Source organism: Microcoleus sp. Pol8_D6, assembly GCF_036700965.1.
In the GTDB taxonomy this organism is placed as follows: Bacteria; Cyanobacteriota; Cyanobacteriia; order Cyanobacteriales; family Microcoleaceae; genus Microcoleus.
This window is the reverse complement of record NZ_JAUBPW010000002.1, coordinates 1-25,810: the sequence shown is the minus strand read 5'-3', so window position 1 is coordinate 25,810 and position 25,810 is coordinate 1. Positions and strand designations below refer to the sequence as shown.

Here is a 25,810-nt window from a genome sequence, read left to right as displayed (position 1 = left end):
ATTAACTGATTTTGACATTGTGCGTGCCTGGTTTAAGTATGTTCTACCGAGCTTTGAGCCGATCGCCCGCAGGAACAGGAAAGCGTACTGGCGGGAGGACTACTGAAAGAGGGGTGGCCTTGTGGGACTCGCTGCAATTGTGACACTACCAGTTGCTAGTGATGTGTGCCCTTCTCTACACAATTGTGGTTTTTAACTCGAATTTCTCTCTATTTTGCTGCTCTTAGCTTTCATCCCACTAAATTAACGGGGTTTTCAGCTTTTTTGTGTAAAATTTGCGGTTGATATTTTTAGTGTAACCTCCGACTCTGAAAAAACTCCGCCTTTTAACCCCCCGATCGGCTTGAGGGTCTGATCAGGGTTGGGCCGACTGAGTTTGGCGCAATCCGGCGGCTTCGACAAGCAGGGATTCGGCGAAGGCGATGGCTTCTGTTGCTGACCGGCCACTGGCGAGTTGGGCGAGTTCTTCCCGCCGCTGCTCACTGTTGAGAGCGGCAACTCTGACTACTGTACGTTCGACTGGTTCGGAGTTGGCTGCAGGTTCCTCGATACTTGGTTCTGCTTCGATCGTCTGTTTGTTGACGCGAAAATGAAAATCAGCCATGGCGGCGATCAGCGGCTGGTGGGTGACACAGAGAACTTGATGTTTGTCTGAAAGTTGGTAGAGTTTTTTGGCGATCGCCCCGGCGACTCTCCCGGAGACTCCGGCGTCGATTTCGTCAAAAATCAGCGTACCGGCACTTTCTATTTGGGAAAAACAGGCTTTGATAGCGAGTAGAAAGCGGCTCATTTCTCCCCCGGAGGCGATCGCGCCCAGAGGTTGCAGAGGTTCGCCCGGATTGGGGCTGAAACAAAAGGCGATTTGGTCGGCACCGGTCGCGGTTGGAGTACAAGGCGAGATCTCGACTTGAAATTGCACTTTTTCCATTGCTAATGGCTTAAGTTCTCCTACGAGGTGCGTTTCTAGTTTGAGGGCTGCTTCGCGCCGCAGGGTGGTGAGGTGGCTGCAAGCGTCTTTTAATTGCTCTAAAGCGTTCTGATATGCGAGTTCTAAGGCTTCCATTGACTCGCCTCCTTCTAAAAGTTCATTTAGTTCGTTTTGAATGCTTTGGTAGTAGGCGATCGCTTCTTTGAGCGGCCCGTATTTGCGGCAAATTTGTTTGAGCTCCCGAATCCGATCTTCTACTTCTTCGAGTCTTTCGGGATCTGCTTCTAATTGTTCGCCGTAGCTGCTAATTTGTCGGCTGGCTTCTGTGGCTTGAGCTAAAGCATCGCTGACCATTTCTAGGATTGGTTGCAACTGCACATCGTAAACAGCCATGTCGCTTAAAATTACTTCGGCTTTGCTCAACAAGTCGGCGGCTGATGCGGTGTCGCCATCGTTTTGGTACAGGGCTTGGTGGACTTGGTAACTCTGCTGCTGCAATTCGACGACGTGGCCGAGGCGGATTGATTCGTGTTCTAGCTGTTCGAGTTCGTCGGCGTCTTCGATGTGGGCTTCGCCGAGTTCTCGGACTTGGTATTCTAACAAATCAAGTCTTTGTAGTCGCTGCTGTTCCGACTGACGCCTGCGTTTGAGGGCTGTTTTGGCGTTGTTGGCTCCCAGCCACGCGGAGGCGATGATCGATCGAGCTTCAGTGAGCTTTTTGCCGCCGTATAAATCGAGCCATTCTCGCTGGAGGGTTTCTTGTCCGAGGTGGACGGTTTGGCCTTGGGCGGTAATTTCGACCAGGCGATCGCGCAGTTGGTCCATTAACTGGCGGTTGACGAGAATTCCGTTCAACCGGGATCTGGTGCGTAGAGCACCGCTTGATGCGTTAATTTCCCGGCTGCAAACGGCTAAATTTCCGTCTATGGGTTCAATTTCTTGCTCGCCCAGCCACAAAGCTGCGGCTTTGTCCAATTCAAAGGTAGCTTCCAGTATTGCCCGCGTTGCTCCGGTGCGAATCGATCGGCGATCAACTTTCCCGCCCAAAACTGCATCGATCGCATCTAGGATAATCGATTTACCAGCGCCGGTTTCCCCTGTAAATACGTTCAAACTCGGGCCAAATTCTAAGTCGAGGCAGTCAATTAAGGCAAAGTTTTCTATTCTGAGGGATATTAACATGGAAGATGGGGGATTGGGAATTGGGCATCGGGCATCGGGCATCGGGAATTGGGCATCGGGAATTGGGCATCGGGCATCGGGCATCGGGCATCGGGGATTGGCTCCTCCACTATCGGGCGCGTCGAATTCTCCGAGTCCAATTTTCATTTTTAACTAGAATACTTTTGATTTTGCCATTATTGATGGAGTCTCAACCTTAATGCAAAATAAATTTCTGTTTCCCATTGCTCTATTAAGTGTTGTCTTAATTGGAGCTTTTGGGTGGAATCTGCACCAAGACAAGCAGCGAGTCCATGAATTAACCCTTGCGACTGGAACGAAAAGCGGAAATTATTATCCTTTCGGGCAGGCAATTGCTGAGGTAGTTACGCAACAAAATCCGCGTTTGCGAATTCGAGTTATTGAGAGTCAAGGTGCTGAGGAAAATATGCGCCGGCTTGAGGCAAATGAGGTGCAGTTAGCGATCGTGCAGAACAATACAGAGGGGGGGCCCTCGGCGAGGGTAGTGGCTGCTTTGTTTAAGGAGGTTTTTCACTTAATTGTTTCGGAAAAGTCTGGTATTCAAAATGTTGCTGATTTGCAGGGAAAAAATATTGCGCTGATGGCTGAAGGTAGCGGTTCTTACACTTCTTTTTGGTTGGTCAGCAAACATTACGGTTTGAAAGAAAGCGATTTTAAATTTACTGCTGGCTCTTGGGATGATGCTACTAAGTTGTTTGCTAGCGGCGAGGTTGATGCTATTTTTAGGGTGCTACCTCCGGGGAGCGATGTTGTTAGAGATTTGTTGAAAAATACCCGGGGCAAGTTGGTGCCGATTGACCAAGGAGCTGCGATGAGAATTAAAGTACCTTATCTGGAAGCTGATATGATTCCCAAGGGTACTTACAAGGCTGATCCTGCGGTTCCCGATGCGGATTTACCCAGCGTTGGAGTGCAGGCTAATCTGCTGGCTGGTGAGGATCTAGATCCGATAATCGTCAAGGAAATTACGCGAATTCTGTTCGATTACCGCCGCAACTTGGTAGCTGCTAATTCCCTGGGAGCTATGATTAGTCAGCCGGGAGGCAGCGGGAGTTTGTCTTTGCCCGTTCATGAGGGCGCTCAGGCTTATTACGATCGCGAAAAGCCGGATTTTGTTGCTGCTAATTCTGATGCTATCGGTTTGTTTGTCTCCATCGGCACTCTTTTGGCTTCTTGGCTTTGGCAGTTGCGATCGCGCTTTTTGCAGAAACAAAAAAACCGAGCTGATAAATTTAATTTGGATATTTTAAGTTTGATCCAACAAATTCGCCAAGCGAAAGCTTTGGAAGAAATCGATCGGTTGCAAGCAGAGTTATTTAATATTTTTAATCAAGTGATTGTGGATTTGGATGAAGATCGGATTGATTCTGAATCTTTTCAATCTTTTACTTTTACTTGGGAAACTGCGATTAAGATTGCAGGGGAACGAGAAAAAATTCTGCGGAATGTGCAGTTTGTTTCCAATTGTGTAGAATCTGATGCCACTCTTATCAAAGAACGGGAGATTTAATTTATATTTCTCGTTGGCACTTGGGCTTGAACCCCTAGAGGTTCGTAGTTGCGATCGTTACGCCCCAAAGTTTGTAGTTGAGATTAATTCTAATTCCTAAAGCGCAACTACAAACGGAATGGCTGCGTAATTCAGCAGTTTCTACTCCTTTGAGCCGACGAAGCCTAAGTGTTTCCAAGCAGCGGCTGTGGCAATTCTGCCCCGACTTGTGCGCTGCAAAAATCCGATTTGCATTAAATACGGTTCGTATACATCCTCAATTGTTTGAGTGTCTTCTCCTGTGGAAGCTGCGAGAGTTTCTAAACCCACCGGGCCGCCGTTAAAGTTTTCGATCATTGCTGTCAAAAGGCATCGATCAGTCCAATCCAAACCTAGCGGATCGACGTTGAACAGTTCGAGGGCAACTGAGGCAACTTCGCCATTAATTGGCTTTAATTTTTTGACTTCGCTGTAGTCTCTAACTCGTCGCAGCAAGCGGTTAGCGATCCGGGGCGTTCCGCGAGCTCGGCGCGCAATTTCTGTGGCTCCTTCTGGGGTGATTTGAGTGTCGAGAACTTGGGCACTTCTTTGGACAATTAGACTGAGTTCGTCTATTTCGTAGTACCGCAATCTTTGGATCAAGCCGAAACGATCGCGCAATGGAGATGTCAGCGATCCGACTTTTGTGGTTGCTCCTACTAAGGTAAATGGTTTCAGGGGAATGCTGCGAATTTTGGCGCTTTTGCCTTGACCGATCGTAATATCTAAGCGGCAGTCTTCCATCGCCGGATAGAGGATTTCTTCTGTTACTTTAGATAAACGGTGAATTTCGTCGATAAACAGCACGTCGCCTGCTTTGAGGTTGATCAGCAATCCGACAATATCTCGCGGTTTTTCTAACGCTGGGGCGGTGGTAATTTTGCATTCAACTTCCATTTCTGCTGCTAGAATTAGCGACATTGTGGTTTTTCCCAACCCTGGAGGCCCGTAGAGTAACAGGTGATCCATAGGTTCGCCGCGAGATTTAGCTGCTGCAATTGCGATCGCCAAAACTTCTCTCAAGTCTTTTTGTCCGATGTATTCAGCTAAGCGCTGGGGTCGGATTTTGTCGTCTTGTTTGCTGTTTATTTCGTCGGGTAGTTCTTGCGATTCTAGCAAAGATTCCGCCTGGGGTTTGGCGGCTTTTTTGCGACGGGCTGGGGCTATGTCTTCGGGTAGATTTTGGTCGGAGGGCTGTTGTTTGGAGGAGATAATAGCCATATTTATCTGCGCTCGGGCAGCGGGAATTGTTTACAATTATTGGCAGAATCTTGACAATTATTGAGTTCGTTATGAGTATTCCATCTTCTTTATTAGCATCGGAAAGCATAACTTTTGAGGGGGCGATCGAGCTGACTCAATCTTTACTGTCGTTCATTGAGGCTGATCGACTTTTACAAGCCGACATCCAGCAAGCTGTTACATCTTTGGTGAAAACACAAAATGGTGCTAGGGGGTTTTTTGTCACCTATCTAACGGACGATCGACAGGAGGCAGATCACCCGTCACCCGGAGTAGTCGAGGCGCTGCGATCGGCTCCTGAGATCGTAGCAGAACTGCTGGTGAAAAATTTGGCGATGTCGGCGGCAATGGTTGTACATCATTCGCGCCAGCAAAAGGAGGAAATGGCGGCCGATTCTGCTAGAGTGCAGGAGCGATCGCGCAATTTAATTCAAATGCTGCAAATGCCAGCCTGTCAAACTATAGCGTCGCAAATGCTAGAAAGTTTGCAGAGTGCCAACGGCAAGTATGAAAAGTTTTTCCAGCGGTGGGGCTACGACGACGAGCAAAAACTAGCGATGGGTTCGGCAGTTCGATCGGTGATCGGCTAAAATAACCTCCGAAGGAAGGGGAAAGAAGAAAGAACGAAGAAGCCCAAGCCAGGGTGGCAGATCCTTGATCAAAGCGGCGGGGCTGTGGAATAATTGCGGTTTAACAAAAGCTGCATAATTGTAGCTTGAGTTGATTTAGGTGTGAAGCTAGTGAACGAGGGCGAAAAAATTGCAGAGAACTGTGAAAGGAGTTGCCCAAAAGGTCCGAAGGCTGGGCGGCCGGCGGCCGGCAAATACGCCCCGGCGGTGGGCGAAGCTGAATCTGCTGGCAACATTGGTGCGCCGGGACTTGGAAGCTCAATACAAAGGCTCGATTCTGGGCAATTTGTGGCCGCTGCTGAATCAGCTATCGCAATTGGTGATTTACACATACGTATTTTCGATCGTCCTCAAGGTAAAGCTCAGCCTTGCAGGCTTCCCAGAAAACAGCGACATTACATTTGGAGTCTGGTTGTTTGCAGGTTTGCTGCCTTGGACTGCCTTCACCAGCGGTTTGATCAAGTCGGCAGTATCGGTGGTGGGGCAGCCGAATTTAGTAAAAAAAGTGGTATTTCCTCTCGGTTTGCTGCCCCTAGTGCCCATTTTTACAGCTTTTCTTGAAAGTTCTCTGGGTTTAGCAGCTTTGATTGTGATAGTAGCAGTGTCGTCGCAAAAGCTCAACGCTACTTTATGCTTACTGCCGCTGGTGTGGATACCTCAGTTGCTGATAACTGCTGGTTTGGGATATTTGACAGCGGGCTTGACTGTATTTTTGCGAGACATTCCTCAGACATTAGGTGTTATTCTAAATTTTTGGTTTTATTTGACGCCGATCGTCTACCCAGCATCAATCATCCCCCAAGAGTGGCGAGCGTGGATATTTTGGCTGAATCCAATGGCCACCATCTCGGAGGTTTATCGAGACCTCATACTGCTTGGAGAAGTTAAGCATTGGGGCGAATGGGGTGTCGCCACGCTAATTTCTGCTGCTATATTTTGTGGAGGTTTGGCTGTTTATCGGCGTTTGCGTCCCGCTTTTGCTGACGTACTGTAAATTTGTTTGAGATCTACAGTCAATCTAAAATCTAAAATCTAAAATCTAAAATCGATTGTGCTGTAAATATGTTTGAGATTTGAAGTCAATCTAAAATCTAAAATCTAAAATCTAAAATCGATTGACTGCCGCCAATGACAGAAAATGTAATTTCACTAAAAAATGTTTCCAAATGCTTTAAGCGGTACGATCGTCCAGGAGACCGCTTAAAGGAAATTATTTACCCCAGCAAAAAACTGGCTGACGAATTTTGGGCCCTACACGACATCAATCTGGAAATTCCTCAAGGACAAACTCTGGGAATCGTCGGTCGCAACGGTTCGGGAAAAAGCACTCTCCTGCAAATAATTGTAGGGACGCTGACTCCTACCACAGGAAGCGTGGATGTTAAAGGGCGAGTCTCCGCTTTGTTGGAACTCGGAAGCGGGTTTAACCCGGAATTTACTGGGCGGCAAAATGTGTTTTTTAACGCTCAGTTACTGGGATTCAATCAAAAAGAAACTGAAGAAAAGTTTGACGATATAGCTGCTTTTGCTGATATTGGCGATTTCATTGAACAGCCAGTCAAAACTTATTCTAGTGGTATGTTTGTCAGACTAGCTTTTGCCGTAGCGACTAGCGTCGAACCAGATATTTTGGTGGTTGACGAGGCGCTTTCGGTGGGCGACGAAGCTTTTCAACGCAAGTGTTTTGCCCGCTTGCAAAGCATTCAGGAAGGTGGCGGAACGATTTTATTTGTTTCTCACGCTGCTACTTCTGTTGTGCAACTTTGTACCTCCGCAATTTTAATGGATAGCGGTGAATTGCTGCTCGCTCACACGCCGAAAGTGGTAATTTCTAAGTATCAAAAGCTGATTTATGCTGATCCGGATCAGGTTCTGGGGTTGAAGTCAGATATTCGAACTCTGAACCAACTGACAAAACAGGAAAGTCAAGACCAGCTTCAGGATGCTAATTTAGAAAGCACAAAGAGGGAAGTTAAACCGGAGCAACATCTTTCTAAACCCCAGGAATATTACGATGAATTTTACGATCCGGGGATGATACCGTCGAATACCGTAAGGTATCCGTCTCGTGGAGCGGAAATTATCAACCCCCACATCGAGACGCTGAAGGGAAAGGTGGTAAATCACTTGCTAGGTCGTCAAGATTATATTTATACTTACTCTGTCACTTTCTCGCGGTCAACTTCCAAGGTTAGGTTTGGAATGTTGATTAAAACAATTAGCGGTTTTGAGTTGGCGGGTGCTTCTTTGAAGGCTTCTACTCAGTCAGTTAGGTACGTGGAAGCAGGAACGACAATTGTAGTAAAGTTTCATTTTAAATGTTTGCTGAATCCCGGTGTTTATTTTCTGAATGCTGGAGTTGTGGGAACGGTAGATGGAGATTTAACTTATCTGGATCGCTGTGTTGATGTGGCGATGTTTAGAGTTCAGTCTTGTACTGAGTCTTGCGGTAACGGCATCGTTGACTTGCTGATCGAACCGTGTTTAACTGTTGTTAATGCTGATGCTCTAGTAAAAGAGCAGTCAACAGAGGTTATCTAAAATTCTGTAAAAACAATGAGCGATATCAATTTAGATTTAGTCGAAAATCCCGTAATCAAAGCATTTATTCAAGATCAAACTAAGTTTCCCGAAAATTTTAAACTGAATATCTGCGAAGACGATGAAATGTATTTGTTCAGCTTGAACAACGTCAAAGACGATCGCGATCGGGCTTTGGTGCGCTATTATTCGATCGGGCGTCGCATCTTGGATACGGTTAAACAAGTTGTGGAATGGCATTTTGGTAGTTTTGAAAAAGTACCCTCTTTTCTAGATTTTGCCTGCGGTTACGGTAGATTTACCAGGTTTTTGATTCAGGAAATACCGCCGGAACGAATTTGGGTTTCTGATATTTATGCTAATGCGGTTAAGTTTCAAACTGAATACTTGGGCGTTAACGGTATTGTCTCAACTGGGAAACCAGAAAATTATTTAATTGACCGCAAGTTTGACTGCATTCTGGCTAATTCTTTTTTCAGCCATATGCCGGAAAGAACTTTTACAAATTGGTTACAAAATTTGTACGATTTGTTGACTCCTAACGGCATTTTAATGTTCAGCGTTCACGATGAGTGTTTGCGCCTAGCCAGTATAGAAATGCCGGCCAATGGTATTTTGTTTAGTCCTCAAAGCGAAAGCCAGTCTTTAGATAAGGAGGAATACGGCACAACTTATGTAACTGAAAAGTTTGTGAGAGAATGTGTCGCGCGAGTTAGCGGAGGCAAAGCTTTTGTTCATCGCATCAAAAAAGGCATCTGCAGATTTCAGGATTTGTATGTTGTTACTAATGAGCTAGCTAGAGATTTTTCGGAGTTGAATTTCAATCATCACCCGGAAGGATATATTGATGTTGCTGCTTTTACGAATAAGGAGAATTTGTATCTAGAAGGATGGGTAGCTGATGTGAACCTCAACGGTCGAATTGAGGAGCTGCAAGTGCTGGTAAACGGCGAGGTTGTACAGAGGTGCGAGCCTTTTTACGATCGCCCGGATGTGGCTGGATATTTTGAAACTGATGGGGCTTTGCAGTCGGGTTGGAGCTGTTATTTACCCAAAAACACTGTAGGGCTGCAGGATGTGTTAATAGTCAAAGCAATCAATAACTATGGCTGGGAATGGATTCTGGAAACTTGCACTGTTAAATCGCTGGTTAACCAAAGACAATCGCAGTCTTTGTTGGGTTCTACTCAGACAAAACTCAAATTACTTGAGACTCAGTTAGAGTCGGCTAGGATAGAATCGGAGCAAAATCAAAGTAAGTTAATGATTACTGAAACAAAGTTGGAAGAATCTCAAACAAGTTTGCAAGAAGCTCAAACTCAATTAGTTTCAGCTCAAACGCAATTGGAGCAAACTCAAAATCAGTTAGTAGCTGTGCAAATGCAGTTGGAAAAAACTGAAAATCAACTAATTAATCTCAAGCAAGAACTAGAGCAAGCAAAGTGTCGAGTTTTAGCAATGGAAAGCAGTAAGTTCTGGAAGATTAGAAGCGCGTGGTTTCAAGTCAGGCGCTCCCTGGGCTTAGCAGGAGAGTAGTGAGTAAATTTGGTTGGTGTGGGTATTAGGGCGAGGGAGATAAATTGTGAGTACAAATGACAGCAAACCGTCGGTTTTTATTGTTACCGGAATGCACCGTTCCGGTACGTCTTTAACAGCTTCTTTGTTTCAGAAAGTTGGGGTTGATATTGGCAAAAAGTTAGTGGGCCCGGCCGACGGAAATGTGAAAGGTCATTTCGAGAATGTTGATTTTGTGGAGTTTCACAAAAGTGTTTTACGATCGCACGGTATTGATGAACTCGGCTGTACGTTTGAAAAAACGATTCCGGTAGCAGCAGAATACGTGGAAATCGCCAAAAGGGCGATCGACCAAAATCAACAAACTCACAAACATTGGGGTTGGAAAGACCCGCGAACAGCCCTTTTTTGGGATTTTTGGCTGACTTTACTCCCCGAAGCTAATTTTATCTGTGTTTATCGATCGCCCTGGGAAGTAGTCGATTCCCTTTACCGCCGGGGAACCGATGTCAGCTTGCTGCAAAATCCCGAAATGGCAGTAAAAATGTGGATTCACTACAATCAAAAAGTTTTAGAACTTTACGAACGTTTCCCCCATCGCTGTCTCCTAGCCAACGTTTACCCCATCGGCAACACTCCTGAAGTTTTCATCGATCGAGTCAACGAAAAATTTAACGTTAACTTAGGTGCGATACCGGGCGACAATTTTGAAGAATCTTTATTAGTCAACGATATTGTCAAAAGTCACAGACCGAGTTTAATAGAAAAATATTTTCCCGAAGCATTAGAACTCTATGAACTTTTGGAAACCCAAGCTGGCAATCTCAGCAGCGAATCGAAAGGTGCGATCGATCAAGTTATTCATTTCCCAGCATCTCCAATCTGGCCATTTGAAGATTGGCTAAAAATCCGCTTGCTGGAAAAACAGCAAAAAACTAGCTCTTCCGAACTCAAACAGTGGCAAGAACAATTTCACCAGGCCCAGGCGAAAGTGTTGGGATTAGAGACAGAATTAGGAGCAACTCAAGTACAGCTTGCAGGCAAAGAATCAAATTTTCAAGAAGCTTTAGCAAAACTCCTCGGATTAGAAACAGAATTAGGACAAACTCAGGTACAGCTTGCAGGCAAAGAATCACAATTTCAAGAAGCTTTAACAAAAGTCTTAAAATTAGAAGCAGAATTAGGGCAAACTCAGGTACAGCTTGCAGGCAAAGAATCGCAATTTCAAGAAGCGTTAGCGAAACTCCTCGGATTAGAAACAGAATTAGGACAAACTCAGGTACAGCTTGCAGGCAAAGAATCGCAATTTCAAATAGCTTTAGCAAAAGTCTTAAAATTAGAAGCAGAATTAGGGGAAACTCAGGTACAATTTGAAGAGACTGAATTTATATTGCAGCAAAAGTTAGCTGAGTTAATTCAGCTAGAAACAGCACAAAGTCAAACTCAGGAAAGATTAGAAAACTCCCGCCATGAAAATGAAATTTTTCGGGCAGAACTTGCTATAATCAAGTCTTCAATATGGTGGCAAGTGAGAGAAAAGTTGTGGGAAGTTCAGCGAAAAATCCGCGACTTGTTCCCTAAATTTATTTTTTCGTTAGATCAACCCACTACTTGGCAAGTTTGTGATTCCAACCTGCTAATTGTTGGCTGGGTTTTTAACCAAAAAAGAGAGACTACAGCAGTCCGCGTCAGAATTAAAAACCAGAGTTTCGTAGGCGTTTACGGCATAGAGAGAAGTGATATAGCGCTAGCACACTCTAATATTCCCGCTGCGAAGAAATCTGGTTTTACAATTCAATTGGAAGCGCCTGCCGGACGACACGAAGTGCTACTGGAAGCCCAAGACGATCGAGGTAAATGGCATCTTTTGGCAGCTTATCCGTTGTTAGTTTCAACGATTCAAGCATCGTTAGATGTACCAGTGGTGTGGGAACAGCGTCAGGGCCAAATTTTGTTTGCAGGTTGGTGCTGCCACCACGATCGCAAAATTGCTAAATTAAGCTTGTTGTGCGGCGATACTTCTGTAGAATGCGCCTACGGTTTACGGCGAAAAGATGTCGGCGAAGTGTTTCCCGACTGGGTTAACAGTTCGGAAAGCGGTTTTGAGGCCCTTGTCGATTTGCTGCCAGGGGAATGGCACGTTTCTCTGCAAGCTGAGTTAGAAACCGGGGAAATTTTGTCTTTTCAAGCGCCGAAAAAATTGACTGTGCGGCGCTACCATATTTGGCAACGAAGTGCTGATAAATTTGAGGAGTTATCAAGGTTTATAGCCGCAATCCAGCAGCGGGCGAGGGAAAGAAAACAGCGTCTGGGCAGGATTGTGCCGATGCCTTGGGAAATTGTGAAAGTGATCCGCCAGTTGGGGAAGATTTATCGGCAGCAAAAACAGTTTAGTGCGCCGGGAGATTTACTGCCACCTGCAGGTTTTGTGGTGCCTCAACCCATTGATAGGTACGACGCTTGGCTGGAGGTGAATCAGTGGAACGATCGCGCGCGCGATTACTTGATTTCTCGGTTAAAATTCTGCCGGGAACCCCTGCCAAAAATTTCGGTAGTAATGCCAGTTTACAATCCGCAGATAGATTTTCTCGAAAGTGCGATCGACAGCGTAATCAATCAAGTTTATGCCAACTGGGAACTCTGCATTGCCGACGATTGCAGCACCGATTTCACTGTTGCTGACACTTTGAAAAGCTGGGTTCAAAAGGACGATCGTATCCGCATCACATTTCGCACAGAAAACGGCAACATCAGCGCAGCCACCAACAGTGCCGCCGCCCTCGCAACAGGCGACATCATCCTGTTTTTAGACAACGACGACGAACTCACTCCCGACGCATTAGGCGAAGTCGCCCTATATTTTGCCACCCATCCAGCCACCGATTTTCTCTATTCCGACGACGACAAAATCGACACTAAAGGTCGCCGATTCGCCCCGCAATTCAAACCGGAATGGTCGCCGGAACTGCTGCTTTCCTATATGTATCTCGGTCATTTGTGCGCGGTGAGAAGACACATTTTTGAAGAAATAGGCGGTTTACGGCTAGGTTTTGAAGGCTCCCAAGATTACGATTTTGCCTTGAGAGCCACCGAAATTTCTCGCCACGTCGCGCACCTGCCGCTAGTGCTGTATCACTGGCGAACCGCACCCGGTTCTACCGCCATATCTGGGGCCGCGAAACCCGCCAGTTTTTCCGCAGGTCAAAAAGCCATTCAAGACGCACTAAACCGCCGCCAAATTAACGGCAATGTCGCTCAGCACGCATGGGCGATTAAAGAAAATTTGGGGATATTTGCCCAGGATTTCCCGGATAACGGCCCATCAGTAACGGTAATTATTCCTACTAAAAATCAGCTCAAATTGCTGAAAGCCTGTCTGGATTCTTTACAAACTACAACATACAAAAATTATCAAGTTGCCGTCATCGACAACGAAAGCGACGACCCGAAAACTCTGGAATACTTAAAGGAATTAAGTTGCCAAGTTTTGCGGATAAAAAATCCTGGCGGCAAGTTTAGTTTTGCAGCAATTAACAACCGCGCTGCGGAACAAGTTGACAGCGAATATGTGTTGTTTTTGAACAACGATACTGAAGTAATTAACCCGCGCTGGCTGAGTCAAATGGTGGGATACGCTCAAATCGCGGGCGTGGGGGCAGTCGGCGCGCGGCTGTTATATCCCGACGGCAGAATTCAGCACGCGGGCGTAATTCACGGGCTGCATCACGGTTTAGCTGGTCATGCTTTTAAGCTGATTGACAAGAATAATCGAGGCTATCTTTCTCAAGCGATGGTAACGCGAAATTACTCTGCGGTAACAGCCGCTTGCACGATTACTCCGCGTCAATTGTTCTTAGAATTGGGCGGTTTTGATGAGGAGAATTTTGCTGTTGCTTACAATGATGCAGATTATGGATACCGACTGTTAGAACGGGGTTATCGGTGCGTATATTGTCCCGATGCCGAGTTGTTGCACAAAGAGGGAACTTCTAGGGGTTTTACCGACAATCCTCAAGAAGTGGCGGCTTTTAGGCGCAAGTATGCGGGGAAAAATGACAGTTTTTACAGTCCTCATTTGTCTTTAGAAGATGAGTATTTTCATATTCAACCCCGACGGGTTTTTATGAAAGAAGAAGGTTCGGCAACGGATGTAACGGATGTAACGGATGTAACCGAGAAGGAAGAACGCAAATTTAGTGATTCTGGTTGGTTGGAAGCAGCCAATGGTTTTGTTAATCCTATCAAAGTTTTGATGTGCAGCAATTCGCTGGATTTCACTGGTGCGCCGCTGCATCAGTACGAAATCGCGGTGAAATTGGCGGCTGAGAGTATGATTAAGCCGATCGTACTTTGCACAACAGACGGGCCCCTGCGTCAAGCTTACGAACAGCAGGGAATTGAAGTAATTGTGCGCGACAATCCTCTCGAACACATCTACCAGCGCGATGCTTATGATGAAGCCATCCGCAGTTTTAGCACAGAAATTGCTAGTTTAAAAGTAGATGCAATTTATGCCAATACTTTAGAAAATTTTTTTGTAGTTGATGCGGCGCACCAAATCGGAATTCCTGTGGTGTGGAACGTGCACGAAAGCGAACCTTGGCAAACTTATTTTAACAGGTTTGGTTCGGAGATTGCGGCGAGAGCTTTAGAGTGTTTTCGCTATCCTTACAAGGTAATTTTTGTGGCGGATGCAACGCGGGATAGGTATTTGTCTCTCAACAGCCACCACAATTTTAGCGTGATTCACAACGGCTTAGATTTGAGCAAACTGGAAAATTCGGACAATTCTGAATTGGCTAGAAAAAGTTTAGGTGTTGCAGCGGAAGAGGTGGTAATTTTGCTGCTGGGAACGGTATGCGAACGCAAAGGACAGCAGGATTTAGTTAAGGCACTTTCACTTTTACCTGATAAATGGCACAATAAGATTAGGTGTTTTATTGTGGGCGATCGCCCGAGTATTTACAGCAATAAATTAGCCGAGTTGGTGGGGGAATTGCCAGCAGAGTTGCGACAAAGGGTGACAGTAGTCCCGGAAACTGGGGAGACGGGAAAATATTACAAATCGGCTGATATTTTTGTTTGCACTTCTCGCGTCGAAAGTTTTCCAAGAGTGATTTTGGAGGCGATGGCCTGCGATTTGCCAATTATTACAACGCCTGTTTTTGGAATTAGAGAACAAGTGAGGCCTGGAATTAATGGTTTGTTTTATACGCCCGATCGCCCGGACGAATTAGTGGCAGCTTTGATAAGTTTATTGGAGGATAAATCGTTGCGGCAGCAGTTAGCTGAAAACGCTAAATATGTCTTGGCTTCACTTAATACTTTTGAGGAAATGACTCAAGCTTATGCAGAGATTTTCTGCGAAGCATATTTCAGCCGTCATTAGTCATCTTACAGTGCCAGCCTCGGCCCCAGTGAAGGGCAGTAACTCACCTCGTAGACTTTTGGCAGGATTTAATATAATTTGCCAAGAATTGCGGAACATATTGAAAATTGAGCCATCAATACTATAAAATAATCAAAAATGAACGATGATAAAATGACCGATCGCCCAAGAGTAGATTATGAAAGGGCCTGGGACAGTTACGCCCAACAGTGGCAAAAAACTAATGCCGAACTTGCCCATATTGGCGACGAATGGATAGGTAAAGCTGCCGGTGCCGCCAACTCATTAGCCGAATACGAAGCGCTAATAGAACAGCAATTTATTGCACCGTACATCAAAAAAGAACATACGGTTTTAGAAATTGGTATCGGCGGCGGAAAAACCGGTTCGCTGCTGCTGAAATATTGCGATCGACTAATTTGTGCAGACATTTCCAGTCAAATGCTGCAAGCGGCGCGATCGCGCTTGGGAGACGATCGCGTTTCTTACGTCAAACTCGACGGTTTAACATTAGACGGCATCGCTCCAAGTTCAGCCGATGTCTGCTTTTGTTACGATACAATGGTACACGTAGAGCCGGTAGATATATTCAACTACCTGACTCGAATTCCCAAACTGCTGCAGGGCGATCGAATTTGCGTTTTTCACCACACAAATATTTTTAGCGAATTAGGGTGGCAAAAATTCGCCAGCGAGTGGGACAAAAACTTGCTAGGACACAGAGACGGCACAGCATTTTCAGTTATGACTGATACAATTATGGAAAAATTTCTCCATCATTTAAACTATGAAATCATCCTGAAAAATACATCTTCAGTACCGCGAGATTGTGTCTGGATCTGCAAAGCACCAACCCCCAATGAATAAAAGAAAAGCTTTTTAGCCGCTTCAAAATATTTTATTCCAACAGTCAACAGTCAACAGTCAACAGTCAACAGTCAACAGACAACTGACAATGAAAGCATTATTTCTCCATCCCAACTTCCCCGCCCAATACCGCCACATTATCACGGCTTTAGGCGCAGATCCCAAAAATCAAATTGTTTTCGGCACTAAAAACGAGCGTCCCGAATGGAACATTCCCGGCGTTCGCAAAGCAGCATTTACACCCAGCCGCGAACCCCACGCCCAGACTCACCAATACGTCCGCCCTTTAGAAAGTGCCGTCATCTACGGACAAGCCGTATTTAGAATGGCAGAACAACTCAAAGCCGATGGTTTTGTCCCCGATATTATCTGCGGACATTCTGGTTGGGGCCCGACATTATTTGTCAAAGAAGCTTTTCCAAATACGCCACTTTTGTGCTATTTCGAGTGGTTCTATCATGCTATTGGTTCCGACGCAGATTTTGACCCAGCGGAACCTTTAACAGTTGACGATATGGCCAGAATTAGAATCAAAAATGCGCCGATTCTGATCGATTTATACTCTTGTGATTGGGGTTTGTCGCCCACTTATTGGCAGAGATCGCAATTTCCGCCAGAACTACAACAAAAATTATCCACACTCCACGACGGCGTAGATACCGATTACTTCAAACCAGACCCCGGTGCTAAACTGGTCTTGCCTAACTTAGACTTGTCTGGCGTTGATGAAATTGTCACCTACGTATCGCGGGGAATGGAACCTTACCGGGGTTTTCCTGAATTCATTGAGTCGATCGCCTATGTACAAGAACGCCGCCCCAATTGTCACGTCGTAATCGTTGGTTCAGAAAGAGTTTGTTATGGGCGTTCTTTACCCAACGGCGAGTCTTACAAAGACTATATGCTCAAAAAAGTACCCCTAGATTTGTCGCGAGTTCACTTTGTCGGGCCCCTACCTTACGGACTGTATTTAAAAGTAATTCAAGCATCCGACGTACACGTTTATTTGACCAGACCTTTTGTGCTATCTTGGTCGATGATTGAATCTCTATCAACCGGATGTTTAGTAATCGGTTCCGACACCGGGCCGGTGAGAGAAGTTATCCGCGACGGAGAAAACGGTTTGCTAGTCGATTACTTCTCACCGAAACAAGTAGCCGATCGCATTGATGAAGTTTTAGACCATCCTACCCGCATGGCAGAAATTCGCATCAAAGCCCGTCAAACCGCCCTAGAACGCTACAGTTTAGCTAAAATGCTGCCGCAACATCTACAACTGATCGAGCAAGTAGCAAATCGTTCCATGCCGCCTACAGTTGGTATGGAACCAGAACGGGAATTAGCAGCATCTTTTGCAGTGAGAATTTAGCAATAAAGTTGGTCAGGACTAAACCCCGGTTCACAACATCTCCTGTGCGAGTACACCGCACAGGAGATGTCTGTTTCATTCTCTTTTAGGGGCTGCCCCCATGTCTGAAACGCCAGTGAAATCGTCTTGCAAAAATAACTAGGACGGGCTCTTCGGCCCATCCCACAAGAGTTATTTTTTCTTGTGGGATGGGCCGAAGAGCCCATCCAATAAATTTATGAAAAGGACTTTTGCAAAAGGTCTAGTGAAATCGTCTTGCGATCGCTTGGAGGAAGTTACATTTGAAAACGGGATCTTTAACTGTTGTCGGGACGGGAATTCAATTAGTTGGTCATCTGACCTTAGCAGCAAAGGCGTCGATCGAGCAAGCTGACAAAGTTCTGTTCGCCGTAGCCGATCCTGTTACTGCTAAATGGCTACAGACACTCAATGTCACGGCAGAAGCCTTACCTTACAATACTAACAATCAGCGGCGTAGAGAAACTTATCGAGAAATGGTCGATCGCATTTTGGCTGAAGTTCGTCAGGGGTTGAATGTATGTGCAGTTTTTTACGGTCATCCCGGCGTTTTCGCTTACCCTACCCATGAAGCAATTAAACAGGCGCGTCGGGAAGGTTTTAGGGCGCAAATGTTACCAGGAATTTCAGCGGAAGATTGCTTATTTGCTGACTTGGGTCTTGACCCAGGACGCAACGGATGTCAAAGTTTTGAAGCCACTGACTTTCTGATTCGGGGGCGTAAATTTGACCCCACCAGTGCTTTAATTTTGTGGCAGATTGCGACGATCGGCAATCTGGGTTTTTATCAAGAAGAGATTCAATTGCGCGGTCTAAAGGTGTTAACTGAAGTGTTAGAAATGCACTATGGTTCTGACCACGAAGTAATTGTTTACGAAGCAGCAGTTTATTACCCGGTTTGCGAGCCAGTTATCCAGCATATTCCTGTGTCCAAACTGGCTGAAAGTCGTGTTACTCTAGTTTCGACACTTTATGTTCCCCCTCAAGCGTCTGCACCTGTAGACAGTGAAATGATGGCACGGTTGGGTATGTCTTTTGTTAAGGAAAGTTAATGTATTTTGCCAAGAGAATGTAGTAAAAACTACATTCTTTGTCCAGCAGATAAAAAGTGTATGTGTTAGAGGAGAAAAAATGTGGTAATGTCGCTTTATATAGAAGAAAATCCTGACGATGGGAAGGCTCTGGCTCATCGGGGTGAAACTCATCGGCTGACGGGAAATTTTGAAGCTGCGTTAGATGATTTCAACCGATCGCTCGACTTGGAACCTAACAATGCTTGGGCGATCGCACACCGGGGCGAAACTTATTATTTGATGAAACGCTATCAGGAGGCTTGGGCAGATTTTAACCGCGCCATTGAACTGAACCCTGATTATAATTGGGCGATCGCACACCGAGGCGTAACCTACCGCTTTCTGGGGGAAGCCTATTACCCAAAGGCGCTGGCTGACTTGGATCGAGCAATTGAGCGTCAGCCGGATTACGTTTGGGCGATCGCTTATCGCAGCCGCATCTATGAGTTGATGAAGTGCTACAAGCAATCCCTGATTGACTTCGATCGAGCGATCGCCCTTGACGAAACCATATTTGCGGGGAAAAATTGGCAAATTGAGAAAGGGTTGATCCTTTGTTATGATGGCCAATATTCTGAGGCGATCGCCTGTTGCGAACAGAGGTTGCAACAAATTGCTGATGAGACTACAGCTTTGTACTGTATCGCAGTATCTAAGGCGCGTTGGCAGGGATTGGACAAAGCAGCAAGCGAAATTGAGCGATCGCGGACAGCATTACTTGCTCAATGGGAAACGGGCGATCGGGGAGATATTCTCTACCGACTCTGCGGTTTAGCAATCTTGACAGGTAACTGCGAACAAGCATGGGAATATCTGCGAGAAGCTATTCCTATCAACGATGAAGCCATTGAGTTAGTCGGTCATGATCCAGCTTGGTTGGATTGGCGGGACGACCCGATAACTCAGGCATTACTCGCTAGTTAAGTGTTTGAGAAAACAAATTTCAAGTAATTAAACATCAAGTGTCTTTTCAGGATAATTTTATGCAGATGGATACCAGCGATATGATGATGGCCCAACAAGCAGAGACTCTTCGCTTGTCAGGGGCTTACGAACAGGCGATCGAGATTTTTGAACAACTCCAAATGTATCCTGACAATGCTTGGGTTAATGCTCACTTAGGATCAACCTATTACCATTTGATGGATTATGGTAAAGCAAAACATTATTTAAAGAAAGCGCTCGACAAAAACGATAGGTATTTCTGGGCTCATGCACAGCTAGGTGAAACCTATCGTCTTCGAGCAATTACGGAAAATAACAGAAGGCCAAAATATGTTGAAAAGGCGATCGAGCATTTCCAAAAAGCGCTTGATGCTAAATCGCCAGAAGACTGCAACTATGTGTGGGCATTAGCTCACTTGGGGGCAACCCATCGCCTGTATATAACTAAGGGTATCAGCCAATTCCTGCATGAGCCGATATCTCAGCAACCTAATCCAGAGAATTCTTGCGGACAAGAAAAAATACAACAACACGCAGAAGACGCTTTGAAATGCCTTAACAGAGCGATTGAACTCATGCCTACATACGCTTGGGCATGGGGTATGCGATCGACAGTTTACAGATTGACTCAAGACTACAAAAATTCATTCTGGGATCTGGGAGTTGAAGCTGTAATAGCTCCCAGTATGGAGATTATGCAACAGTCTTCTTCTCCCGTTCCATTCTTGAAAAGTGGCAGGGTAAATCTTTACGAACACGCTTTCTTGTCTTTTTATTTGACCAAGAAACACTCAGACCCAGAGGATAAAAAAAGACACTACATTAGGGCGATCGCTTTTCTCCAACAAGCTTTGATACTTAGTCCAGGGGACTTGATGGCTAAGCTAATTCTCACCATAATTGAGGCTAACCAAAAGAAGGAAGAAAGAGGGTCATTAAAACCAAACGACATTAAAAAGATTCAAAGAAAATTAGAGCAGTTTTTTGAAGATACAGAAGTGGAGTTTTGTCAAAAAATTAAAAAGGTATTACGACATCAAATTAATGTTCCAAAACCGTCAGTTAGTATAGAGCAGTTGCAATGGATAAATAGTCATGCTGAGGAGGGACATAAATTAAAGAAGCTTGTTTTGGAAGAGGTGATAAAGAACCCTACATCAGGTGTTGAAAAAGAGCCTCAATTATGGCTATGGAAAAACTTTGAACTGACAGAAATGTGGAGTTATATTCTTTTCTTTCTTGGCGAAGTAAGCCATCTTCTGGGAAACAAAAGTAATATTGGTACAGAAACGGCTTATCTAGAGCTTGCATTCCTCATCAATCCTTACTACGTTACAGAAAGGCTTTATCAAACTCCAGTGTTTTCACATGAAGACAGAGTAAAGATATTTAAAAAGTTGCACGATGATGGAATAGTGTTAAAATTTTCTGAACCCAATTAATGAAACCCTTAATGGCCAGAAAATCAACTGAAAAAATCAATGACGATTAGTTTAGTTCTTCACTGTTCGCGACCTTAGAGATTTAGGAGAATATCCCATGAGTAACCTATTGGATTTGTTAACAGATTTAGCACTTGACACGAAGAAACAAAGTGCTTTCCTCAACAACCCCAGTTCCTTAATGGAAGAAATGGGTTTAACTGAAGCAGAACAGACTGCAATTATGAGTGGTGAAAATGCTAAAATTGCCGCAATCTTTGCAGAAGAACAAGTTACGTTTGCTACTACTTTTTTCGATCCCGGCCCCGATCCCTTGCCAGATCCAGACCCTTTTCCTCCTTCTCCACCGCCAGAACCCGAACCTGACTCTGATGAGGATGTGGGATTGAAGTCAAATCGCTCATAATTTTCTACACTTGGAAAAGTAGATTGATATTTCATCAACTCAAACCGCACTTGTTGCGGTTTTTTGTCATAAAAACCTAACTATGCAAAATTACCAAATTACTGAAAAACTGCATGAGAGCAGTAACTCGTTAGTCTATCGCGGATATCGGCAAGCAGACAATCTGCCTGTTATCCTCAAAATGCTCAAACAAGCCTATCCTTCCCCTGAAAAAATTGCCTGGTTTAAGCGAGAGTATGAAATAACCCAAAACATTAACTTACCAGGCGTAATAGATGTTTACAGCTTCCAAAACCTAGAAAATCAGTGGGTAATTGAGTTAGAATATTTTGGTGCCGAATCCCTCAATCAGATAATCGCTAAGAAACAATTTACAATTGCTGAATTTCTCCATCTGGCAATTGAGATTGTTGACATTCTCGGTCAGGTTCACCAGCAGCACATCATTCATAAAGATATTAATCCATCAAATATTGTTTTAAATCAGCAGACAGGTAAGCTGAAGCTAATTGATTTTGGAATTTCCACAACACTGTCGCGAGAAAACCCAACTTTTTTTAACCCGAACGTATTAGAAGGAACGCTGGCTTATATCTCGCCAGAACAAACAGGTCGCATGAATCGAACAATCGATTATCGCACTGATTTTTACTCGCTAGGGATAACTTTTTATGAATTACTAACCGGACAGTTACCCTTCCCCACGAATGATGTTTTGGAATTAGTCCATTGTCATATTGCTAAACAACCTACCCCACCGCACGAACTCAAACCAGAAGTTCCACCAATTATTTCGGCGATCGTGTTGAAATTAATGGCAAAAAATGCTGAGGAACGCTACTTATCGGCATATCAGCTAAAAGCCGATTTACAAGAATGTCTCAGACAATGGCAGAGCAAAGAGCAAATTGACCCTTTCCCGATTGATCGGCACGAGATTTCCGATCGATTTCAAATTCCCCAAAAACTGTACGGGCGAGAGCGGGAAATTTCTGCCCTATTAGCTGCTTTTGAGCGAGTTAGTCAAGGAGCCAGTGAAATGATGCTGGTTTCAGGATATTCTGGGATTGGAAAAACAGTATTAATCCAGGAGATATATAAGCCGCTGACTCAACAACGCGGTTATTTTATTTCTGGTAAATTTGACCAGTTTCAACGAGATACTCCCTACGCATCCTTAATTCAGGCATTTCGTTCATTAGTACGGCAGTTACTAACAGAAAGCGATGCCAAAATTAGCAAGTGGCGAGAGAAGCTCCAAGCAGAATTAGGGGAAGCTGGAGGGGTAATCGTTGAATTTATTCCTGAATTAGAACTAATTATTGGTTCGCAACCACCCCTACCAGATATGCCACCAGCAGAACAGAGGAATCGCTTTAATCTGGTTTTCCAAAAATTTATTAATACATTTACTCAGCCCCAACATCCGTTAGTAATTTTCTTAGATGACTTGCAGTGGGCAGATGGAGCATCGCTGGAATTAATCCAACTGCTGATGACAGTAGCAGATAATAAATATCTATTTCTCATGGGCGCCTATCGCGATAATGAAGTAAGCTCGGCACATCCGCTAACTCAAATTTTGGAAAATATTGCCAAAGCAAAAGTAACAACCATTAATAAAATATTGCTGGCACCTTTAGCCTTAACCGATATTACGCAACTTTTAGTTGATACGCTTTTTGCGGAATCAAAAAATGCTAAGCCACTTGCCGAATTGCTTCAGCAAAAAACTGGCGGTAATCCGTTTTTTATCAATGAATTCTTAAAATCACTGCATTCTGAAGCATGGTTGTATTTTAACTACGAATCTCAGAAATGGCAGTGGGACTTAGAACAAATCAAAGCGCAACCACTTACAGATAACGTTTTAGAACTAACGAGCAAAAATGTAAAAAAACTCCCGACAGCAACTCAGGCAGTCTTAAAATTAGCAGCTTGCGTAGGAAATCAGTTTGACTTGAAAACACTGGCGATTATCTACGAAAAATCTCTCCAAGAAACAGCAACCCATTTACGCTCAGGACTCCAATCCGGTCTAATTATACCCCTCAGCCATGCCTATCAGTTGGCGGAACTTGATGTAGCAGGTTTGTCCGATCTGTTAGTTGCAGAATACAAATTTGCCCACGATCGCATTCAACAAGCAGTTTACTCTCTCATCTCGGACGCAGATAGACAGTCAGTACATCTGCGCGTGGGCAGGTTGTTACTTCAAAATACACCATCTGAAGAATTGGCACAGAAGGTGTTTGATATTGTCAATCATTTAAACAAAGGTCGTGCGCTGATCGCTCGACAAATAGAGCGATACGAATTAGCTAGATTAAATTTACAGGCAGGTAAAAAAGCCAAATCTTCAGCAGCTAGCCAACCAGCTTTTAATTACCTTCAAATCGGCTTAAGTTTGTTAAATAACAAGAGTTGGTCACAGCAGTACAACCTTACCTTAGATTTGTATTTAGAAGCAGCAGAAACAGCTTATACAATTGGCAACTACGATGAAATGGAGCGCTTAGCTGGGGTAGTTTTGCAAAAAGCAAAAACGCTGTTAGACCAAGTAAAAGTCTATGAAATTAAAATACAAGCTTATTGCGCCCAAATGAAATTCCTAGAGGCGATCGACATTGGGCTCGAAGTTCTGAAATTACTTGGAGTAGAATTACCGCAACGACCGAACCAATCCGATCTGATGCGAGAGATAGAGCAGATAAAATCTGCTTTAGCGGGCAGACAAGCCCAGGAATTAATCCACTTACCGCCAATGACCGATCCGTATAAACTAGCAGCTATGCGGGTGATGAACTACTTGTCGAGCCCTGCGTTCATAGCACTTAATCAACTGAGCTTGTTAATGTGGTGCCGACAGGTAAATTTATCGATTCAGTATGGTAATTCTGCTAACTCGGCTTTTCCGTATGTAGGTTACGGACTGATTCTCTGCTTATCAGGAGAGCTTGACACTGGCTATCAATTTGGTCAACTTGCTTTGAAGCTACTAGAACAATTCAAAGATAGAACATTTAAAGCAAGAATTTATGCAATATATAAGGGATTTATCAAGCATTGGAATGAACCTCTTAGAGACACATCTTCTTTTTGCATGGAAGCCTATCAAAATGGGATAGAAACTGGAGATATTGAATGTGCTGCTAGTGTTAGGCATAGCTATGCTTACACTTTGTACCTCAGCGGTGTGGAGCTGAGCGATGCCAAGAAAGAGATGGCGAAAGCCCTTAAAGTTACTTATCAAACTCAGCAGAAAGCATACATTCATTGGGCTGAAATCTATATGCAGGCGATCCTGAACTTAATGGGACAAGCAGAAAATCCCTGCTGTTTGATTGGTGAAGTATACGACGAACAAAAGATGATACCAGTTCATCAAGCAGGTGGCGATCGAACTGCGCTCATGCACGCTTATTCCCATAAACTTCCCCTGTGTTATCTTTTCGAGGATTTTCAGCAAGCTGTGGAGAATGCAGACCGTTTTGAAGAATACTCAGCTAATGCAGGTTCTTCGTTTATTCTCACTACCGCCTATTTGTATGATATGTTAGCCCGACTGGCGCTATATCCTAATTCCTCAGAGACGGAAAAAGAAGAAATCCTGGCAAAGGTAGCTGCTAAACAAGAAAAAATGGAAACATGGGCAAAGCAGGCTCCCATGAATTACCTGCACAAATTCTATCTAGTCGAAGCGGAACGCGATCGCGTATTAGGCAACGATAAAGATGCCAGAGAATATTACGACAAAGCCATCATCTTAGCCCGCGAAAACGAATATCTCAACGAAGAAGCCCTCGCCTACGAACTAGCAGGCAGGTTTTATTTAGCCAAAAATCAAAATCATGTTGCCCGTCACTACCTGCAAGATGCCCACTATGCTTATCAGCGCTGGGGGGCTGTAGCTAAAGTCAAAGATTTGGAATCGCGATACCCGCAATTTTTAGCCATTCAGTCGCTTAGTTCAACCCGAACAGATACTGAAAATAATATCATCAATCCAATCACCACAACTGGTAGCAATTCCGGCGAAGCGCTAGATTTTGCCGCAGTAATGAAAGCATCCCAAGCTATCTCCGGTGAAATCGTTCTCGAACAATTGTTAAACCAGGTGATGAAAACTGTAATTGAAAACGCAGGCGCCCAAAAAGGTTTTCTGATTCTGGATCAAGGCGGGAATTGGGCGATTGAAGCCGAAGCAGCAGTAGAATGCGAGAGCATTACCATTATGCAATCCCTTCCCGTAGATTCTGTAGCTCCTGCAACTGGAATTCCCCTGCTATCAACCGCCATAGTTAACTACGTCGCTCGCAGCCACGAAAATGTAGTATTAAATAACGCCACCGATGAAGGACTATTTACTGGGGATTCTTACATTACCGCTACTCAACCCAAATCGATCCTCTGCACCCCCCTACTCAATCAAGGCAAACTAGGTGGTATTTTATACTTAGAAAATAATTTGGCGATCGGCGCATTTACCTCGGAAAGAGTGGAAACTTTAAAAATCATTGCCGCTCAAGCCGCGATCTCGATTGAAAATGCAACTCTCTACGAAAAATTAGAAGATTACAACCGAACTTTAGAGCAAAAAGTAGAAGATAGAACCGCCCAATTAGCCCAAGCTAATGCAGAAATATTGGTTTTGAACGATCGGCTAAAAGTAGAAAACCTTCGCATGAGTGCCGAACTAGACGTAACCCGCCGCC

15 protein-coding genes are annotated in these 25,810 nt (G+C 44.6%); 13 read left to right on the top strand and 2 right to left on the bottom strand.

The genetic code is table 11. The features are described 5' to 3' along the window. Positions 1 to 355 precede the first annotated feature (355 nt). Positions 356 to 2,110, bottom strand: coding sequence for a DNA repair protein RecN (recN, locus tag QUA10_RS01035; RefSeq protein ID WP_333082304.1), 1,755 nt, complete (start codon positions 2,108 to 2,110; stop codon positions 356 to 358). 199 nt (positions 2,111 to 2,309) lie between these two features. On the opposite strand from recN, the gene QUA10_RS01030 reads away from it, so the two are divergent. After that, the gene (locus QUA10_RS01030; protein ID WP_333082261.1) at positions 2,310 to 3,641 is read left to right on the top strand and encodes a TAXI family TRAP transporter solute-binding subunit; all 1,332 of its coding nucleotides are present in this window, start codon (positions 2,310 to 2,312) and stop codon (positions 3,639 to 3,641) included. Between the two features lie 141 nt (positions 3,642 to 3,782). Here the strand turns inward: QUA10_RS01030 and ruvB are convergent, their stop codons facing one another. Further along, positions 3,783 to 4,880, bottom strand: coding sequence for a Holliday junction branch migration DNA helicase RuvB (ruvB, locus tag QUA10_RS01025; RefSeq protein WP_333082262.1), 1,098 nt, complete (start codon positions 4,878 to 4,880; stop codon positions 3,783 to 3,785). A 71-nt stretch (positions 4,881 to 4,951) separates the two neighbouring features. Between ruvB and QUA10_RS01020 the strand changes: the two genes are divergently transcribed. The 12 genes from QUA10_RS01020 to QUA10_RS00965 form a co-directional block, all read left to right on the top strand. After that, positions 4,952 to 5,491 (top strand): hypothetical protein, encoded by a 540-nt coding sequence (locus QUA10_RS01020; protein WP_333082263.1) that lies wholly within the window; start codon positions 4,952 to 4,954, stop codon positions 5,489 to 5,491. Positions 5,492 to 5,672: 181 nt separating this feature from the next. Continuing rightward, the gene (locus QUA10_RS01015) at positions 5,673 to 6,524 is read left to right on the top strand and encodes an ABC transporter permease (RefSeq protein ID WP_333082305.1); all 852 of its coding nucleotides are present in this window, start codon (positions 5,673 to 5,675) and stop codon (positions 6,522 to 6,524) included. Positions 6,525 to 6,658: 134 nt separating this feature from the next. Further along, complete coding sequence (locus QUA10_RS01010) at positions 6,659 to 8,071, top strand: ABC transporter ATP-binding protein (protein WP_333082265.1); 1,413 nt, start codon at positions 6,659 to 6,661, stop codon at positions 8,069 to 8,071. A 15-nt stretch (positions 8,072 to 8,086) separates the two neighbouring features. Further along, the gene (locus QUA10_RS01005) at positions 8,087 to 9,607 is read left to right on the top strand and encodes a methyltransferase (RefSeq protein ID WP_333082266.1); all 1,521 of its coding nucleotides are present in this window, start codon (positions 8,087 to 8,089) and stop codon (positions 9,605 to 9,607) included. Between the two features lie 46 nt (positions 9,608 to 9,653). Further along, entirely contained in the window at positions 9,654 to 14,975 is a 5,322-nt protein-coding gene (locus QUA10_RS01000; protein ID WP_333082267.1) for a glycosyltransferase, read from the top strand. Positions 14,976 to 15,113: 138 nt separating this feature from the next. Beyond that, on the top strand, positions 15,114 to 15,842 hold the full coding sequence (locus QUA10_RS00995; protein WP_333082268.1) for a class I SAM-dependent methyltransferase: 729 nt from the start codon (positions 15,114 to 15,116) through the stop codon (positions 15,840 to 15,842). Positions 15,843 to 15,930: 88 nt separating this feature from the next. Next, positions 15,931 to 17,211, top strand: a complete 1,281-nt coding sequence (locus tag QUA10_RS00990; protein ID WP_333073645.1) for a glycosyltransferase family 4 protein — start codon at positions 15,931 to 15,933, stop codon at positions 17,209 to 17,211. 281 nt (positions 17,212 to 17,492) lie between these two features. Then, positions 17,493 to 18,281, top strand: coding sequence for an SAM-dependent methyltransferase (locus QUA10_RS00985; RefSeq protein WP_333082269.1), 789 nt, complete (start codon positions 17,493 to 17,495; stop codon positions 18,279 to 18,281). 87 nt (positions 18,282 to 18,368) lie between these two features. Further along, complete coding sequence (locus QUA10_RS00980) at positions 18,369 to 19,226, top strand: tetratricopeptide repeat protein (protein ID WP_333082270.1); 858 nt, start codon at positions 18,369 to 18,371, stop codon at positions 19,224 to 19,226. Positions 19,227 to 19,285: 59 nt separating this feature from the next. Then, the gene (locus tag QUA10_RS00975; RefSeq protein WP_333086140.1) at positions 19,286 to 20,689 is read left to right on the top strand and encodes a tetratricopeptide repeat protein; all 1,404 of its coding nucleotides are present in this window, start codon (positions 19,286 to 19,288) and stop codon (positions 20,687 to 20,689) included. A gap of 97 nt (positions 20,690 to 20,786) precedes the next feature. Then, positions 20,787 to 21,095: a hypothetical protein gene (locus QUA10_RS00970; RefSeq protein WP_333082272.1), complete on the top strand. Its 309-nt coding sequence runs from the start codon at positions 20,787 to 20,789 to the stop codon at positions 21,093 to 21,095. 82 nt (positions 21,096 to 21,177) lie between these two features. After that, a partial coding sequence (locus QUA10_RS00965) for an AAA family ATPase (protein ID WP_333086139.1) occupies positions 21,178 to 25,810 on the top strand: 4,633 nt, incomplete at its 3' end.